This window comes from Micromonospora sp. DT228 (assembly GCF_049841595.1).
Taxonomy (GTDB): Bacteria; Actinomycetota; Actinomycetes; order Mycobacteriales; family Micromonosporaceae; genus Micromonospora.
Genome location: NZ_JBNCKO010000027.1, coordinates 15,019 through 31,175, shown reverse-complemented (window position 1 = coordinate 31,175; position 16,157 = coordinate 15,019). Strand labels below are relative to the sequence as shown.

General features: G+C 69.3%; 11 protein-coding genes and 3 pseudogenes. 7 read left to right on the top strand and 7 right to left on the bottom strand.

What is annotated here, in order from left to right:
• Nucleotides 1-96 precede the first annotated feature (96 nt).
• The 3 genes and pseudogenes from ACLQ29_RS33110 to ACLQ29_RS33100 all read right to left on the bottom strand — a co-directional run.
• Nucleotides 97-1,017, bottom strand: a pseudogene (locus ACLQ29_RS33110) (threonine ammonia-lyase); the annotation flags it as partial.
• On the bottom strand, nt 1,014-2,486 hold the full coding sequence (locus ACLQ29_RS33105; protein WP_425775304.1) for an amino acid adenylation domain-containing protein: 1,473 nt from the start codon (nt 2,484-2,486) through the stop codon (nt 1,014-1,016). The pseudogene ACLQ29_RS33110 and the gene ACLQ29_RS33105, both read right to left, overlap by 4 nt.
• On the bottom strand, nt 2,483-3,430 hold the full coding sequence (locus tag ACLQ29_RS33100) for an ornithine carbamoyltransferase (RefSeq protein ID WP_425775303.1): 948 nt from the start codon (nt 3,428-3,430) through the stop codon (nt 2,483-2,485). Before ACLQ29_RS33100 ends, ACLQ29_RS33105 begins: the two co-directional genes overlap by 4 nt.
• 178 nt (nt 3,431-3,608) lie before the next feature.
• Here ACLQ29_RS33100 and ACLQ29_RS33095 point away from each other — a divergent pair, with 178 nt between their 5' ends.
• Nucleotides 3,609-3,806 (top strand): MbtH family protein, encoded by a 198-nt coding sequence (locus ACLQ29_RS33095; RefSeq protein ID WP_425775302.1) that lies wholly within the window; start codon nt 3,609-3,611, stop codon nt 3,804-3,806.
• A gap of 178 nt (nt 3,807-3,984) precedes the next feature.
• Nucleotides 3,985-5,235 carry a diaminobutyrate--2-oxoglutarate transaminase gene (gene ectB, locus ACLQ29_RS33090; protein ID WP_425775301.1) on the top strand — a complete coding sequence of 417 codons (1,251 nt, stop codon included), beginning with the start codon at nt 3,985-3,987 and terminating at the stop codon, nt 5,233-5,235.
• Between the two features lie 550 nt (nt 5,236-5,785).
• Here ectB and ACLQ29_RS33085 read toward each other — a convergent pair.
• The 3 genes and pseudogenes from ACLQ29_RS33085 to ACLQ29_RS33075 all read right to left on the bottom strand — a co-directional run bounded on the left by ACLQ29_RS33085 (nt 5,786) and on the right by ACLQ29_RS33075 (nt 8,437).
• Nucleotides 5,786-6,785 (bottom strand): annotated as a pseudogene (locus ACLQ29_RS33085) (IS701 family transposase).
• 460 nt (nt 6,786-7,245) lie between these two features.
• A complete protein-coding gene (locus ACLQ29_RS33080; RefSeq protein WP_425775300.1) occupies nt 7,246-7,818 on the bottom strand; it encodes an OmpA family protein in 573 nt (190 codons plus the stop codon).
• A gap of 16 nt (nt 7,819-7,834) precedes the next feature.
• Nucleotides 7,835-8,437: a hypothetical protein gene (locus tag ACLQ29_RS33075; RefSeq protein ID WP_425775299.1), complete on the bottom strand. Its 603-nt coding sequence runs from the start codon at nt 8,435-8,437 to the stop codon at nt 7,835-7,837.
• Nucleotides 8,438-8,678: 241 nt separating this feature from the next.
• Here ACLQ29_RS33075 and ACLQ29_RS33070 point away from each other — a divergent pair, with 241 nt between their 5' ends.
• The 5 genes and pseudogenes from ACLQ29_RS33070 to ACLQ29_RS33050 all read left to right on the top strand — a co-directional run bounded on the left by ACLQ29_RS33070 (nt 8,679) and on the right by ACLQ29_RS33050 (nt 14,656).
• Nucleotides 8,679-11,786, top strand: a complete 3,108-nt coding sequence (locus ACLQ29_RS33070) for a BTAD domain-containing putative transcriptional regulator (RefSeq protein WP_425775298.1) — start codon at nt 8,679-8,681, stop codon at nt 11,784-11,786.
• A 115-nt stretch (nt 11,787-11,901) separates the two neighbouring features.
• Nucleotides 11,902-12,162 (top strand): annotated as a pseudogene (locus tag ACLQ29_RS33065) (transposase); the annotation flags it as partial.
• Nucleotides 12,163-12,377: 215 nt separating this feature from the next.
• On the top strand, nt 12,378-12,746 hold the full coding sequence (locus ACLQ29_RS33060; RefSeq protein ID WP_425775297.1) for a hypothetical protein: 369 nt from the start codon (nt 12,378-12,380) through the stop codon (nt 12,744-12,746).
• Between the two features lie 106 nt (nt 12,747-12,852).
• Entirely contained in the window at nt 12,853-14,139 is a 1,287-nt protein-coding gene (nhaA, locus tag ACLQ29_RS33055; protein ID WP_425775296.1) for a Na+/H+ antiporter NhaA, read from the top strand.
• A 70-nt stretch (nt 14,140-14,209) separates the two neighbouring features.
• Nucleotides 14,210-14,656, top strand: coding sequence for a CBS domain-containing protein (locus ACLQ29_RS33050; RefSeq protein WP_425775295.1), 447 nt, complete (start codon nt 14,210-14,212; stop codon nt 14,654-14,656).
• 3 nt (nt 14,657-14,659) lie between these two features.
• Here the strand turns inward: ACLQ29_RS33050 and ACLQ29_RS33045 are convergent, their stop codons facing one another.
• The gene (locus ACLQ29_RS33045; protein ID WP_425775294.1) at nt 14,660-15,949 is read right to left on the bottom strand and encodes an SLC13 family permease; all 1,290 of its coding nucleotides are present in this window, start codon (nt 15,947-15,949) and stop codon (nt 14,660-14,662) included.
• Nucleotides 15,950-16,157 lie beyond the last annotated feature (208 nt).

Below are 16,157 nucleotides of genomic sequence, written 5' to 3'. Positions count from 1 at the left end.
CCTACTAAGAGATTCCTCCGCACCATCGAGACAGCGCAGGGAAGAACATGCAGACTCACCGGTTGACGCCGGCAGCAGTTCTGCCGGAGGTTCTCCTGTTTTCTTCGTACTGCTGCGGCCGGCCGCGCCGTTTCCACCCGAAACGATCACCACCGCACGGCCGGCAGATCCGTGCCGTAGCGCGCCGGCCAGCGCTACCGCACCGCTTGGCTCCGCGCTGACACCGGCTCGTCGAAGGACATCCAGCGCGTGGGTGATCGCCTCGTCGGTCACGCCGATCAGGTCGTCGACCCGGTGCCGAATGATCGGCCAGGGAACCGCACCGGGTCGTTGCCCGCGCAGGCCGTCGGCGATCGTCATGGACGGTGGCAGCTCGGTCGGCGCACCCTGGGCAACGGAAACGGCGTAGCGGCGTGCGGACATCGGCTCCACCCCGACGACCCGCACCCGCCGGGACAGCGCCGACGCCGCCAGGCAGACGCCGGCCAGCAGGCCACCACCGCCGGTCGGTACGAAGATCGTCGTGAGGCCCGGCACCTGTTCGAGCACCTCAAGCCCGACCGTGCCGGCCCCGGCCACCACCAGTTCGTCGTCGGAGGAGGGCACGAAGACCGCCCCGGTCGCCGCGGCGATGTCCGCGGCCCGGCGGTCGCGTTCGACCACGCCGCCGGTCACCTGGACCACGCTGGCGCCGAGTGCCCGGATCGTCCGGGCCTTGCCGTCGCTGGCCCCAGCAGCCATCACGATCGTCACCCTGATGCCCAACGCGGCGCCGAGCATGGCGACGGCGATGCCGTGGTTACCGGAGGAACCCGCCACCACCTCGTCGGCGTACCGGGTAAGCATCGCGTTCGCCGCGCCCCTGATCTTGAACGAGCCGCCGCGCTGGCGGTGCTCGGCCTTGATCAGCACCCGCGAATCCAGCGGCAGCACCGGAGTGCGATCCACCAGACCGGTGATCCGGTCGGCGGCCAGGCGCACGTCCGCGAGGGTGGGCCCGACACCTGTCGTCCTCATGGCCCGTCCACGGTGACCGCCCTGCGGTCGGTCTTGCCGCTGACCGTCGTCGGTAGGCGGTCGATCCGGGCGAACCGTCGCGGGATCATGTAGTGGGGCAACGTCATCGCCAGGTGGGCGCGCAGCGCTGCGTCCGTCACCTGCGCCGACGCGGCGGCGACGTGCGCGATGAGGAAGACCCGGCCGCCGGCATCGGTACCCGCGGTGACCACCGCGCCGGTGACGGCGCGATGGGCCAGCAGCGCGCCCTCGATCTCGGCCGGGTCGATCCGGTAGCCCCGGACCTTGATCTGCCGATCGATGCGGCCGAGATACACGAGGCCACCGTCGGGCAACCGACGCGCCAGGTCACCGGTGCGGTACATGCGCGCGCCGGGCGCGCCGTGTGGGTCCGGCAGGAACCGGTCCGCGGTCAACATCGGCCGGCCGCTGTACCCGCGCGCGACACCACATCCACCGATCCACACCTCGCCGACACCACCGTCCGGCACGGCGTGCAGCTCGTCGTCGAGCAGATGCACGCTCACACCGTCGATCGGTGTCCCGATCAGGTCGTCCGTCGTGTCCGGGACCGGCGGCACGGCGAAGCGGGTCGAGGTCATCGTGGTCTCGGTCGGGCCGTACTGGTTGATCATCCGTCCGGGCACCCGGGCGCGGCCACCAGCGACGAGGAGCGGTCGCAGCGACTCACCGCTGGACACGGTCAACCGCAGGTCGGGCAGATCGCTGCGCCGCAGCGACGTCAGGAAGGTCGGGGTGGCCGACAGAATCGTGTTCACCCCCCACCTGCGGAGGGCCGCGACGAACTCACCGGCGCGCAACAGGGTGGAGCGCGGCACCAGGACCACCTGCCCGCCGGCGACGAGCGGGGCGAACGTGTCGCGGATCGAGGCGTCGTACCCGAACGGCGCGAGTTGCAGCACCACGGTGTCCGGACCGAGTTGGTAGTCGTCGACGATGAACCGTAGGTAGTTGGTGACGCCGCGGTGCTCCAGCAGTACCGCGTTCGGCGGCCCGGACGAACCGGAGGTGTGACTGACGTAGGCCAGCGATCGGGGCGACAACGGTCGCAGGGGTGCCGGCGCGTCGGGCGCGTCGACGAACACGGTCGGGCCGTCGATGGCGAGGTCGTGCTGCCCGGCCCGGGCCGGTGTGGTGACCAGGAACCGGGCCTGGGCGGTGCGGACCATCGCCGCCAGTCGCTGATCGGGCAGCTCGGTGTTGAGGGTGAGGAAGGCGCCGCCGGCCCGAAGCACGGCCGCCATCGCGATGACGGCCTCCGGGCCCCGGTCAACCATGACCGCGCAGACCTGCTCCGGTCCGACGCCCCGGGCGACCAGCGCCCGGGCCAGCCGGTCGGTCCGGGCGGCGAAGTCCTCGTAGCACAGGGCGGTGTCCGGGGTGACGATCGCCGGTGCGTCGGGCCGGGTCGTGGCGTGGGTCAGGATGTCGTCGAGAAACGTGGTCACAGCCCCGCTCCGCCGCTCGGCCTGTCGACGGCGCACCACTCCAGGACCGCCCGGGCGCTGTGGTACTTGTTCTCGGCTTGGGCGAAGGCGATGCTGTCGGGCCCGTCGAGCACCGCCCCGGTCACCTCCTCGCCCCGATGTGCCGGCAGGTCGTGCATGAACACCGCGCCCGGGCAGGCCGCCATCAGAGCCTCATTGACCTGGAACGGGGCGAACTCGGAACGCCAGTCGGGCCTCGGCTTCGTCGAACCCGTGGTCTGCCAGCGGGTGGTGTAGACGACATCCACCGGTGGCAGGCCCGAAAGGTCGTGCCGCTGTTCGACCCGCGCGCCGCTACGCCGGGCGGACACCGCCGCCTGGTCGAGGTACCGCCGCTCCACGCCGTACCCGGGCGGGGTACGCAGGTGCAGCTCGGCGCCGGGGTACCGGGACAGCGCGAGGGTCAGCGCCGAGGCGGTGTTGTTCCCCTCCCCCACATACAGCACCCGTACGCCCTCGACCCGACCGAAGTGCCGGACGATCGTGGTGAGGTCGGCGAGGGCCTGAGTCGGGTGTTCGACCGCACTCATCGCGTTGATCACCGACATGCGCTTCTGGGCGGCGTACGCCCGAATCTCGGACTCCGGCCCGACGGTGCGGGCGACCAGGACGTCGAGCATGTCGGAGAGCACCGCCGCGGTGTCCTCCACCGACTCGCCGGTGGCCAGTTGCAGGTCGTTCGGGCCGTACGTGATCAGGCCGGCGCCGAGACGCAGCGCACCGGCGGAGAACGCGGTCCGGGTACGGGTGGAGGTCCTGCGGAACAGCACGCCGACGACCGCCCCGGACAGGTGCTGTTCGGCTCCCGCGGAACCACGCGAGTACTCGGCGCCGCGCTGGACGATCCAGCGCAGTTGGTCGTCGGAGAGGTCGTCGATGGAGATCAGATGGCGTCGCTCGGTCATGCCGAGCCCCCTTCCAGGTGGCGATCGGCCGTGAGCCCAGAGCCTGCGCGAGGTGCGGACCGTCGAACAGGGACGGAGCCGCACGACGCGTCTGCGTGTTCGTCTCTATGGACGGCACGCGTAGGCCCGGCACCATCGGGTTCAGCTATTCGGATCACCCGACCAGGCCGGAGGGGTCATGACTGACGACGATGTCTACCGCGTCGTGCGCAACGACGAGGAGCAGTACTCGATCTGGTGGGCCGACCGGGAGCTGCCGCTCGGCTGGACCGCCGAAGGGACGTCCGGGTCGAAGCAGGAGTGCCTGGACCACATCGGGAAGGTGTGGTCGGACATGCGGCCGCGAAGCCTGCGGGAGCAGATGGCCCGGGCCTGAGGCCGAAATCCGTACCGCATTCATGCCGCCCCGCCCCGCCGAACATGGCGTGCGGCGGGGCGGCAGCACAACGCCCCGTCGCCGAGGGCCCGCAGCTCAGGGCCGTGGACGCAGGCAGCTACATCGACGCGGCTCCGAAACCGTGATGGACGGGCAGCTCCAACTCCGAGGAGACATCATGATGGCCCCCACTATCGAGTCAGAGGTCCGTAGTTACTGCCGAAGCTGGCCGATCGTGTTCGACCACGGGCGTGGCAGCCGAATGTTCGCCGACGACGGCCGCGCCTACCTTGACTTCTTCGCCGGCGCGGGCGCCCTCAACTACGGCCACAACCATCCGATCCTCAAGCGAGCCCTGCTGGCCTACCTGGAGCGGGACGGGGTCACCCACAGCCTCGACATGCTGACCGCCGCCAAGCAGGACTTCCTCGCCGAATTCGCATCGCAGGTACTCGCCCCCCGCAGCCTGGACTACCGCGTGCAGTTCACCGGACCCACCGGCACGAACAGCGTCGAGGCGGCACTCAAACTCGCCCGCAAAGTGACCGGACGCCACACCGTCGTCGCCTTCACCGGCGCCTTCCACGGCATGTCACTCGGCTCACTGGCCGTCACCGGAAACGCCACCTTGCGCGCGGGCGCCGGTGTCCCACTCGGAAACACCTGGCGCGTCCCGTACGACGGCTTCGCCGGTGGCCAGGTCTCCGGGCTCACCCTGCTCGACACCATGCTCGCCGACAGCAGCAGCGGAATGGACCTACCGGCCGCCGTCATCGTGGAGACCGTGCAGGGCGAAGGCGGCATCAACCCGGCCCGCGCGATCTGGCTCGCCGACCTCGCCGAGCTGTGCGCCCGCCGCGGGGTGTTGCTGATCGTCGACGACATCCAGATGGGCTGCGGTCGCACCGGCCCGTTCTTCAGCTTCGAGCACGCCGGAATCACTCCCGACATCGTCTGCCTTTCCAAGTCCATCAGCGGGTACGGCCTGCCGATGTCCCTTACGCTCTTCCGCCCCGAACTCGACGTGTGGCAACCCGGCGAACACAACGGAACCTTCCGCGGCAACAACTTCGCCTTCGTCACCGCGGCGGCCGCGCTCAAGGAATTCTGGGTCGACAGCAAACTGGAGAAGCAGACAGCGGAACGGGACATCCTGCTTGAGGCGAGGCTTGCGGAACTCACCGGTCGGCACCGGGCGCACGCAGTGACGTCACGCGGCCGGGGCCTGGTCTGGGGTCTGGCCTTCCGGGAACCGCCGCTGGCCCGACGGGTCGCCCAGGAGGCGTTCGCCCGTGGGCTGCTGGTGGAGACGTCCGGATCCGCCGACGAGGTGGTGAAGCTGATGCCGCCCCTGACCCTGACGGATGAGGAACTGGCCGAGGGCCTCGACATCCTGGAGCAGTCGGTGACGGCAGCGGACGACCGCTAAGTGGTCCCGGTCGTCATTCCTTCGGGGGTTATGCGGCCTGGGTGTCGATCCTGGCGGTAGTCACCAATGGTGACCGTCGCAGCCTGTTCGTGGCCATGGAGGTCATCGACGACCCGCGGGATCCACGAGGCCGGCGGTATCGGCTCGTCAGCGTCCTGACGGCGGTGGCATGTCCGGTGTGGCCGGGGCGTGCACGTTCGCCGCGGTCACCGACTGGGCAGCTGCTTGCCAGTCGCGATGAAGATCGCATCGGTCGTGCAGCCCCACTCCGGGTCCAGCCGTATGGGCAGCGGCCAGGCCAAGCTGCTGTCCGACGCGGGTCCCGGGAACTGGCCCGCAGAAAGCTAGGGACGGTCTTCTTGACGCTGATCCCGGCGCTGGCAAGGGTGTCGCGCGCACCGGCGAGGACGCAGCCGGCGGCCTTAGTACTCCAGCCGCACCTGCTGAAGTTGAAGTCTTCGCTGGTAGTGGGCTGTTTTGGCGCGGTACTGGTGTCGGCGTCGCCATCGTGACCATCGATGGATGTGGTCGAAGGGTCGGATGGTGGTGATCAGGTGTGCCAGGAGACGTCGGACCTCGCCGAGCGTGAGAGGAATGAGACCCTCTTGCTCGAATCCGGCACCCCCTTTCTGGCGTGGGCGGCGGTGACGGCGAGGTAGGCGTGGGCGCACAGAACGAGCGTTATGTGGCGGTACCAGGCGTCGTAGCGACGCACCTGGTAATGGTCCAGGCCGACCTCGGTCTTCGCGGTCTGGAAGCACTCCTCGATCGCCCAACGGGTCCCCGCGACCCGGATCAGATCCTCGTCGTGCGTCCCGGCCGGGCCGAAGCACAGGTAGTAGGCCAGGTCCGTGGGGTCGGTGATGCTGCGTCGGATGATTGCGGGGCACAGCCAGGACGTAACCGATGCGCTGCTGCTGCAGCCACGTCCGGAACTTCGAGTCCTGCCCGTATGCCTCGTCCGCGGTGACCCACCTTGCCGGCAGTCCGGCGGTGATGGCGCGTCCGAGCATCCGCAGGCCCAGCGCGGGTTTCGTGGCGAACCCGACGCTGGCGGCGATGCCGGCTTCCTCACGGCGGGCGAGGTTGTCGCACCAGCCGCGGGGTAGATACAGCTCCCGGCCGATCAGCGTGCGCCCGGCCGGGCTGGCATCGGCGAGGAACACCCCGAGCTGGCAGTTCTCCGTCCGCCCGGCCGTGCCCGAGTACTGACGCTGCACCCCGGCGGACTTGATGCCCTTCTTCAGGAAGCCGGTCTCATCGACGATCAGCACCCCGTCGTCGTGACCGAGGTGCTCGGACACGTAGGCGAACAGGTCATCGCGGACCGCGTCCGGGTCCCATGCGGACTTGTTCAGCAGCCGTTGCATCCGGTCCGGGGTGGTGTCGCCGGCCGCCTCGGCCAAGGTCCAACCGTTCTTGCTTGCCAGCGGCGACAGCAACCCGACCAGGTAGCTCAGCGCCTGCCGGCGCGGCTCCGCACGCCCGAACCGGTGCGCGAACCGCGCCAGCAGATCATCCAGACCCGCCCGCCAGCCCACAAATCTCATCGATCAACACAAGCACGGGAGGCTGCCCGCGCTGCGACCGACCACAACAGACAGACGGTGCGACCACACAACTCACTTCGGTCGGATCAGCCCTGACCCGGCTGCGGTGCCGCGTTCGGACCTGTTCTACAAGCTGGCAAACGCCGCGCTGATCCTCGGCGTGATCTCCGCGGCGTCCGCGTCGAGGAGCAGAAAGCGGCGAGGGGTACGGCGGCTCTTGAGATCTCGTCGCCCAACTGGGAGACGGCCTGCCCGGACCAGTAACGCCGGAACGGCGCCTCACGGAGCAGCTCGGGCAGGCGGGCGCTGATTCTCGACACAACCACTTCCAGAAGTGGACTCGGCGGGACCTGCTGTGGCGCCGCGCGGGGCCGATCCCGTCAGTTCCCGCAGCATCCCCGCAGCAGCCCGACCAATCGGTCAGCTCGACCTGGTCCCGCCGTGCCCGTACACAGATGGATCATTTGTCGAAACGGATCTCGACCCGTCGGTTGCTGGCCCGGCCCCTCGGGTTGTCCTTGCCCGCTATGGTGTTCGCCGCGGCGGGTCGCGTCTCCCCGAAGCCCTCAATCGCGTAGGTGAGGTGGCTGTCGACGAGTGCCGGGGCCAGAGCGTCTCGAACCGCTTCGGCTCGCCGGAGCGACAACGCCAGGTTGGCCTCGTCGCCGCCCACCGAGTCGGTGTGTCCGAAGATCTGGACCGTGCCGCTGGCCTGCTCGCGGAGTCGCGTGGCGATCTCGGTCAGCCGGGTACGAGCCGCCGGAGATATGTCGGCCTTGCCGAATGCAAAAAGCACGTCCGCCGCTAGGGTCAGCTCGATGCGCCCACCGGACTCCGCCTCTCGGGTGTTGCCGTCGAGGTCCTCGGTACGTAGATAGACGTCCTCGATCGGCACCTGAATGTCGAGGATCGGGCTGCTCACCTGATCGCCGATTTCTCGCGTTGGTCCGGGCAGGACCGTGTCCGGGGACGTGGGCGCGGACCAGGCGACTGCCGGATCACTGACCAGCAGGAGGGTCAGTGCGATCGCCACCGGCGCCGCCTGCCGGCTAACCGAGCGGGACATTCTCGAAGACCGGAACGCGGGGAACGACGACATCGACGGCGGTGACATCATCCGGCGGGGCGCCGAACATGGCGTACAGGTCCACCGACTGACCGGCCTGAACGAATACCGACTGGAGGTCGGACGAAGCGAGGTACTTCATCTGACCGGGTTTCGCGTCCGGTTCGCCCGTCCGGGCCACCAGGTGCCGCTTGCGGTTCTTCCGGTCGATCAGGGTCGCACCGGAGAAGGCCAACGAGATGGTGTCGCCTTGAAAGGCGCTCGCGATCTGCCAGCGGTTCGGACTACCTGCGGCATCCGTGCGGGTCAATCGGACGCTCAGATTGACGAAACCGTTGTCTCGCCGCAGCTGGTACAACTCCACCTTGATCGAAATGAGGGTGCCACCTTCGCTGATCTGAATGTCACGACTCGCGATGGCGGCGCCGATCGGCTCGGGCTGACCCGGCACGGCACCGATCGTGTCCTTCGTATCCTTTGTGGCACCCTCTGTTCGGTCGGTCCTGTCGAGACCACAGCCGGTGAGAGCCAGGGTCATCGCCAACGCGAGCGAGCCGGCGCGGATTGTGTGATGACGCGAGGGCACGAAATTCCTTCCCGTGGATCGGTCGGTCGCCGCAGGCTGCCGACCGCGTGAGTTCAGGTACTCGCCGTCCCCGTTCGAGGGTGAGTGCGGCTGCTGTCGGCCGCACGTCGAAGTCGGACGGCTCGTTTGACCGCCGGTCGGGGTAGGCGTAATGATCCGCAACAGTGGATGCAGGGGCTTTGCAACCGGCTTGCAGACCACCACAGGGGGACCGGCATACTCGCGGAGAGGGGGCGGGTCGATGGAGTTCCGGGTGTTGGGGGCGGTTGAGGCGTGGGCGCAAAGCGCTCGGATAGACCTCGGCGGACGTCAGCCCCGACTGGTCCTCGCGGTGCTGCTGCTGGAGCCCAATCGATTGACGTCGATGGACCGACTGATCGACCTGGTGTGGGGTCAGGAACCGCCACGCAGTGCCCGAGGCACCGTCCAAGCGTTGATCTCGCGACTGCGTGCCGCGCTACGGCAGGCCGGGGCACCGGTGGAGTTGATCGGTCGCGGGCCCGGCTACCTGCTACGGGTCGATCCACTGGCGGTCGACGCCCACCAGTTCACCGCACTGGTCGCGCAGGCCCGTATCGTCGACGACGACACCGCGGTGGATCTGTTCGACCAAGCCTTGGCTCTGTGGCGCGGAGAACCGCTCGCCGACGTGGCCGACGAGCAGGTGCGAAACCTGCTCTGCGCGCGCCTGCACGAGGCCCGCTGGGCGGCAGTGGAGGATCGGGCCGACGTTCTGCTGCGGCAAGGCCGTTCCCGGCAGGTCATCGACGAGTTGACCGACCGGGTGGCTTGGCAATCCAGCCGGCAGCGGCTGGTAGGTCAACTCATGCTCGCCCTCTATCGGGAGGGCCGCGCGGACCACGCGCTGGCCACCTATCGGCAGGTCCGCGATCGTCTCGCCGACGAACAGGGCCTCGATCCGGGTCCAGCCCTGCGCACGCTCGAGGCACTGATCCTACGTGCTGACCCGACCCTGGAGTTGTCCGCTGAAGCCGCCAGAGCAGGCGGGGGAGCGGGCTCCCCGGCGGTTCGCCCTGCCGGGCTGCCCCACCACATCCCGCACCTCGCCGGCCGGGACCTCGAGTTGGCCCGGCTCAACGCCGGGCTGACCGAACCGGCTATCGGCACCCGAATCTGGGTGCTCAGCGGCACCGCTGGGGTTGGCAAGACAGCTCTCGCCCTGTACTGGGCGCACCAGGTCAGCGCGGCGTTTCCCGACGGGCAGCTGTACCTGGACCTGCGGGGCTTCGACGCCGACCGCGACCCGGTAGCGCCGCAAGCGGCACTCACCCAGCTGCTGACGGCGCTCGGGATCGACCCGAGAGCGGTGCCGCACGACGTGGACGCCCGTGCGGCACTGTTCCGCTCCCTGCTGGCCGACCGAGACGTGCTGCTGGTCCTGGACAACGCCCGTGACGTCGGCCAGTTGCTGCCGCTGCTCCCGTCCTCAGGCACAGTGCTGGTCACCAGTCGGCACCGCCTCGGCGAGTTGGTGGTGCGAGCCGGTGCGCGGTCGCTCCCGCTCGACGTGCTCACACCAGAGGCGTCGATACGGCTGCTGGCGACGCTGCTCAGTGAGCCGGTTGTGCAGGCCGAAGCGACCGCGGCGGCCGAGTTGGCCCGGCTCTGCGGTCACCTGCCGCTGGCACTGCGCATTGCCGCGGCGAACGTCCAGGCGCCCGGGGGACCGGACATCGCCGGGCTGGTCCGCGAGCTGACCGACGGGGACCTGTTGGGCGGGCTCACCATCGATGGCGCCGAGGAGGGCGCGGTGACGAAGGCCTTCGCCCTGTCGTACCGGGCGTTACCGGCCTCGCTGCGGGAGTTGTTCCGCCGGCTCAGTCTGGTACCCGGTCCGAGCATCACCGCCGGCCCGGCGGGCGCGCTTGCGAACGTGCCGACGGCCACCGCCACCCGACGGCTACGCGCGCTGGCCGCAGCGCACCTCCTGGAGCGGAATCCCGGAGATCGCTACCGCTTCCACGACCTGCTGCGCCAATACGCCATGGACCGGCTCACCGGGGAGGAAGTCGATGCCGCCCGGGAGGCGGCCCGGCAGCGGTTGTTCGACCACTACCTCAACATAGCGGACGCCGCGGGCCGTCGAATCATTCCGCACTTCGTACGGCTGCCACGCCCGCCGGGCACGGACCCGTTCACCGACACCGATGCAGCCCTGACCTGGCTCGACGCCGAGTCGGCGAACCTCAGCGCGGCGGTGGAGCAGGCCGCCCTGCAGGGTCCCAGACACTACGCCTGGCACCTCGCCGACGCGATGCGCGCCTACTTCCACCAGCGGGGTCGTCGTGAGGAGTGGCTGATCACGGCGACGGCGGCGCTCTCCGCGGCCCAGGCCGAGAACGACGCCCAGGCCCAGGCCGCGATGCACCAGAGCATCGCGCTGGTGCAGGTCAACAGCGGCCGGTACGAGGAGGCACGCCAACACCTGCTCGACGGACTGCTCTGTACCGATGTGGATTGCTGGGAGGAGGGGCGTAACGGCATCCTCAACAACCTCAGCGCGGTCCACCAGCGCCTGGGTGACCCGCGAGCGGCGATTCACTGCGCCCGGCTCTCACTGGCGCTCAGTCGTCAGTCGGGCAACGACGGCGGCGAAGCGATGTCCCTGGCCAACCTCGGGTTCTCGTACTGGCAGCTCGGCGCCCTCGTGGAGGCCGACGCGCACTTCTCGGCGGCACTCGAACGGGGTGAGCGCGCTGGAGCGCACTACAACGTTGCCGTGCTCCTGGTGGACCTGGCGAACGTGCGCCGGGATCGGGGCGACCACACCGGCGCCGATGACCTCTATGCCCGTGCGCTCGTCGCCAACCGGGATCTCGGCTACCGCTACGGCGAGGCGACCGCTCTTGCCGGACGGGCGGTGCTCTGGTGTGACACCGGTCGGGCAGAGAAGGCTCTTGTCGACGCCGAGCGGGCGGTGACGCTGACCAGGGAGATCGGCGACGAAGGCACCGAGGCGTGGGTGGTGGACGCGCTGGGACGGGTGCTGCTGGCGCTGGGGCACCTGAGCGAGGCGGCCGAGCAGCACGGCCGGGCGCTCGATCTGGCGCGGCGTACCCGCTTCTGCTGGAGCGAGGCGACGGCCCTGACCGGCCTCGCCGCAGCAGCGTTGGCCGCGGATGATCCGGTTGCCGCGGGCCGGCACGGCCGGGCGGCATTGGCCCTAGCGGCCCGCTCGGGCTACCAGCCGATCGAGATCCGGGTTTACCGCATCCTCGCCCGCGCCGCGGAGGAGGCCGGAGACGCGGCCGAGGCGCTGCGGCTCGACGAGCGCGCGGCACGGCTGGTGGAGGAGACCGGGTACGCGCTGAGGTGTCCGCACCACTAACTTGAGTTTTAACCTGCGGCTGGGTGGCATCGACCCCGGCTGATCATGAAGACAGCCCTTGATCGATGACTCCTCTTGTCGAGGGAGGAAGAAAAACCGAATCAAGGGCTGTCTGATGATCAGTGTGCCTGACGTCGATCCGGCTGGTGCTCTCGGGCGTCTGGTCGGGTTCCGGGCCGAGTTGCGTCGCTGTCTGACCGGTCGTGCGGATGCGTTGTTCGAGCTGGCGGACGCTGTGTTGTGCGGGGACACGCCAGTGCGGTCGCTGGTCGAGTTGTCGTTGACCGGCGCTCATCGGCGCGGTCATGGGGCGATGTATGCGGCGCTGAACCGGGGCCGCATCGATGTCGACCGGCTACGGACCACGAAGACGGGGCGTGCGGCTTAGGCCTAAGGACGCGCCATGTCCTGTCATGACAGCTACGCGCCAAGGCCCATCACTCCGTTCGGCGACGGAGCTCCTCGGCGGGAACGGCCAGTAAGGACATCCACGGCAGTCCCCATCATCCGCCCTGCAGGCTTATCGTTGGAGGAAGGTTCCCGGCCGGATGAGCGTGCGGGACTGGGTGGGCGCGAGATGAGACTGGAACCGTGAGCGTTGCCGAGGAAGCAGAGAACCGCAGGATCGTGCTGATCCGGGAGCTGGTCGCGGGCGCGGCCGGTGTGGTGGTGGCCGCGTTCGCCGCTGCGGTGGTTTTTCCCGCCGAGGAGCCGGTGGGGCGCGTGATGGTGATGGCGGCCGCCTGCGGCCTGCTCGCCGCATCGCTGAGCGATTGGCGCGCGACACTGGTCACGGCGGCGATGGCCGCTGGCGTGTTCGTCGGCGTCCTCGCTGACGGCGCGCCACCGACTCCCGCTCCGCAGGGTTTCACGCCAATCTTCGTGGTGGCGGTGGTGCTGGGTGTGGGGAACCGGCGCCTGCGACTGATGCGCAGTGACGAGGGGCACCGCCGGCAGTAGGTGGTCGAGGCCTCTACAGCGGTAGGCGCCGGTACGATGGGTCCCGGTGCGCCGGGAAGTCTGGTCGGCAATGGCTCCGACCCGTCTTCTGAAAGTTGGCCCGCTTGTGACGTCGAACCCCCAGTCGCCCCCTCGTGTCCTCGGCCGTGGTTCCTGGGCCGAAGCACGGCGCATCGCCGACGTGCTGCGCAAGGAGACGATCGGCGGCGCGCTGCTGCTGATCGGTGCCGTCGTGGCGCTGATCTGGGCGAACTCGCCGTGGGCGCACCGCTACCAAGCAATGACGGCGCTCACCGTCGGGCCCCACGCGCTGCACCTCGACCTGTCGCTGGCGATGTGGGCCGCCGACGGGTTGCTGGCCATCTTCTTCTTCGTCGCTGGTCTCGAACTCAAGCGCGAGTTCGTCGCCGGCGATCTGCGTGATCCCCGCCGGGCCGCGGTCCCGGTCGCCGCCGCGGTCGGCGGCGTCCTCGTGCCGGCCTTGCTGTACGCGGTGGTGAACTGGGGTGGCGCGGTGAAGGGTTGGGCGATTCCGACCGCCACCGACATCGCGTTCGCCCTCGCCGTACTGGCGGTGATCGGCCGGCATCTGCCGAGCGCGCTGCGCACCTTCCTGCTGACCCTGGCGGTGGTGGACGACCTGCTGGCGATCGTCATCATCGCGATCTTCTACACCGCCCACCTGTCGGTGCTGCCGCTGCTGGCCGGGGCGGTGCCGCTGGGCTTGTTTGCGCTGCTGGTACAGCGTCGGGTGCGCTCATGGTGGCTGCTCCTGCCGCTGGCGTTCGCGACCTGGGCGCTGGTGCACGCCTCAGGCGTGCACGCCACCGTCGCCGGGGTGCTGCTCGCCTTCGCCGTCCCGGTGCTGCGTTCCAGGGGCGCCGGCCCGGGGCCTGGCTTGGCGGAGCACTTCGAGCACCGATTCCGGCCGATCTCCGCCGGCGTCGCGGTGCCGGTGTTCGCGCTGATGTCCGCCGGGGTGGCCGTCGGCGGGCTCGACGGCCTGGCGGAGGCGGTCACCGACCCCATCGCCGTGGGCATCATGCTCGGTCTGGTCGTCGGCAAGCCGATCGGCATCCTGCTCGCGACCTGGCTCGTTGCCCGGTTCACCCGGGCCCGGCTGGACGCGGGGTTGGCCTGGATCGACGTTGCCGGGCTGGCAGTGCTGGCCGGCATCGGGTTCACCGTCTCGCTGCTGATCGGTGAACTCGCCTTCGGCATCGGCAGCGACGCCGACGGCCGGGTCAAGATCGCCGTGCTGGCGGGTTCCCTGATCGCCGCCGTGCTCGCCATGGTCATCTTGCGGGTGCGTAACCGCGTGTACCAGCAGATCTACGAGGCCGAGCAGGTCGACCGGGACCGCGACGACGTTCCCGACGTCTATCAGCAGTAGGTCGGCCGCGGCCGGGCTGACACGCCGCATCAGCGCCGTCGAGGCGGCGGCCCGGGCGTATCGTCGGTACATGCGCGCGAGCGACGTGGCCATCCCGATGGAAACCGTTACCGAGGACATGCCCGCCCGGGAGGCCGCGCGGATCCTAGCGGCGCAGGACCTACCCGGCCTGATCGTGGTGGATAGCATGGGCCGCCCGTCGACGGTGCTGGCCGGCACGCAGGTGCTGCGGATGGCGCTGCCGTCCTACTGTCAGGACGATCCGGCGCTTGCCCGGGTGATCGACGAGGCCGCCGCCGACGTGATCTTGGAGGGCATCGGTAACCGCACCGTCGCCGACCTGCTGCCTCGAAACCGTCCGGACCTGCCGGCGGTCAGCGCCGACGCCACGTTGCTCGAGGTCGCCTCGGTGATGGCCCGATCGAATGTGCCGCTGGTCGCGGTCGTCGACCGCAACCGGGTGATGACCGGCGCGATCACCCTGGATGGGCTGCTCGACCGGATGCTCGGCACCTGAGCGTCAGAAGAACCGCAGCCACAGATACGGCACCGAGATTGCCACCGAGATCACGGTGACGATGAGACCGTACTTGGTGAACCCCCAGAACGTGATCTTGTGTCCGGCGCGGTCGGCGATGCCGAGCACCACCACGTTCGCCGAGGCGCCGACGGCAGTGGCGTTGCCGCCGAAGTCAGCCCCGATGGCGAGCGCCCACCAGAGCACCTGAGCCTTACCGATCCCGCCCTCAGCGTTCACCAACTCGCCGACGATCGGGCTCATCGTGGCCACGTACGGGATGTTGTCCACGATCGCCGACAACCCCGCCGACGCCCACAGCAGCAACATGGTGGCCGGCCACAGCTTGCCCTCGACGGCCTCGGTCGCCGACCGGGCGATGCTGTCGATCACCCCGGTAGCGACCAGTGCTCCGACCATGATGAACAGGCCGGCGAAGAACACCAGCGTCGGCCACTCGACGTCCTTGGCCACGTCTTCCGCATCCAGCCGGGACAACGCCAGCAACAGCAGGCCGCCGAGTATGGCCACCACCGACGGCTCCAGGTGCAGCACCGTGTGCAGACTGAACGCGAGCAGCACCGCGCCGAGGACCACCAGGCTGATCACGACGAGGCGGCGGTCGCGAATCGCGTCCGCCTCCCGCAAAGCCATGATCCGGGCGGCGCGCTCGGCGTCGTAGCGGAACGCCTTGCGAAACATGATCCTGCACAGGCCGATGAACACGACGAGCACGATCAGCACCAGCGGGGCCATGACGTTCAGGAAGTCGGTGAAACTCAACCCCGACCGGCTGGCGATGATGATGTTCGGTGGGTCGCCGACCAGGGTGGCCGCACCACCGATGTTGGACGCCATCACCTCGGCGATCAGAAACGGGATCGGTGGCACGTCGAGCCGCTCGCAGACCAGCAGTGTCACCGGCGCCACCAGCAGCACCGTGGTGACGTTGTCCAGCGCCGCCGACACCACGGCGGTCACCACGACCAGGATGACCATGATCGGGAACGGGCGGCCCCGGGCCTTCTTGGCGCTCCAGATCGCCAGGTACTCGAACAGGCCGGTGCGTTTCAGCACGCCGACGATCAGCATCATCCCCAGCAGCAGGAAGATGACGTTCCAGTCGATGCCCGCCTCTTCGGAGAAGAACGCGTGCTCGGCGTCGGTGGCCCCGATCGCCAGCATGATCGACGCCCCACCCAGAGCCACCGCCACCCGGTTGATCTTCTCGGTGGCAATCAGGACGTACGCGGCGGCGAACACGGCCACCGCGATCCAGGCCAGGGTGCTCATTCGGCGCCTCTCCTGTTCTGGTCAGCCGTCATCGCAACGCCGACCAGACTTCCCGGCACACCTGAGATCAACCTATCAGCCTGGTCGGTCAGCGACGGGCGTGCCGACCCTGGGCGACAGGCGCGTCTCCTGCGGTGACATCCTCGCTGCCGGCCAAGGTCTGGCGGAACAAGCGCCCCGGCCGGCGGGAGCGGCGGGTCCTTTCGAT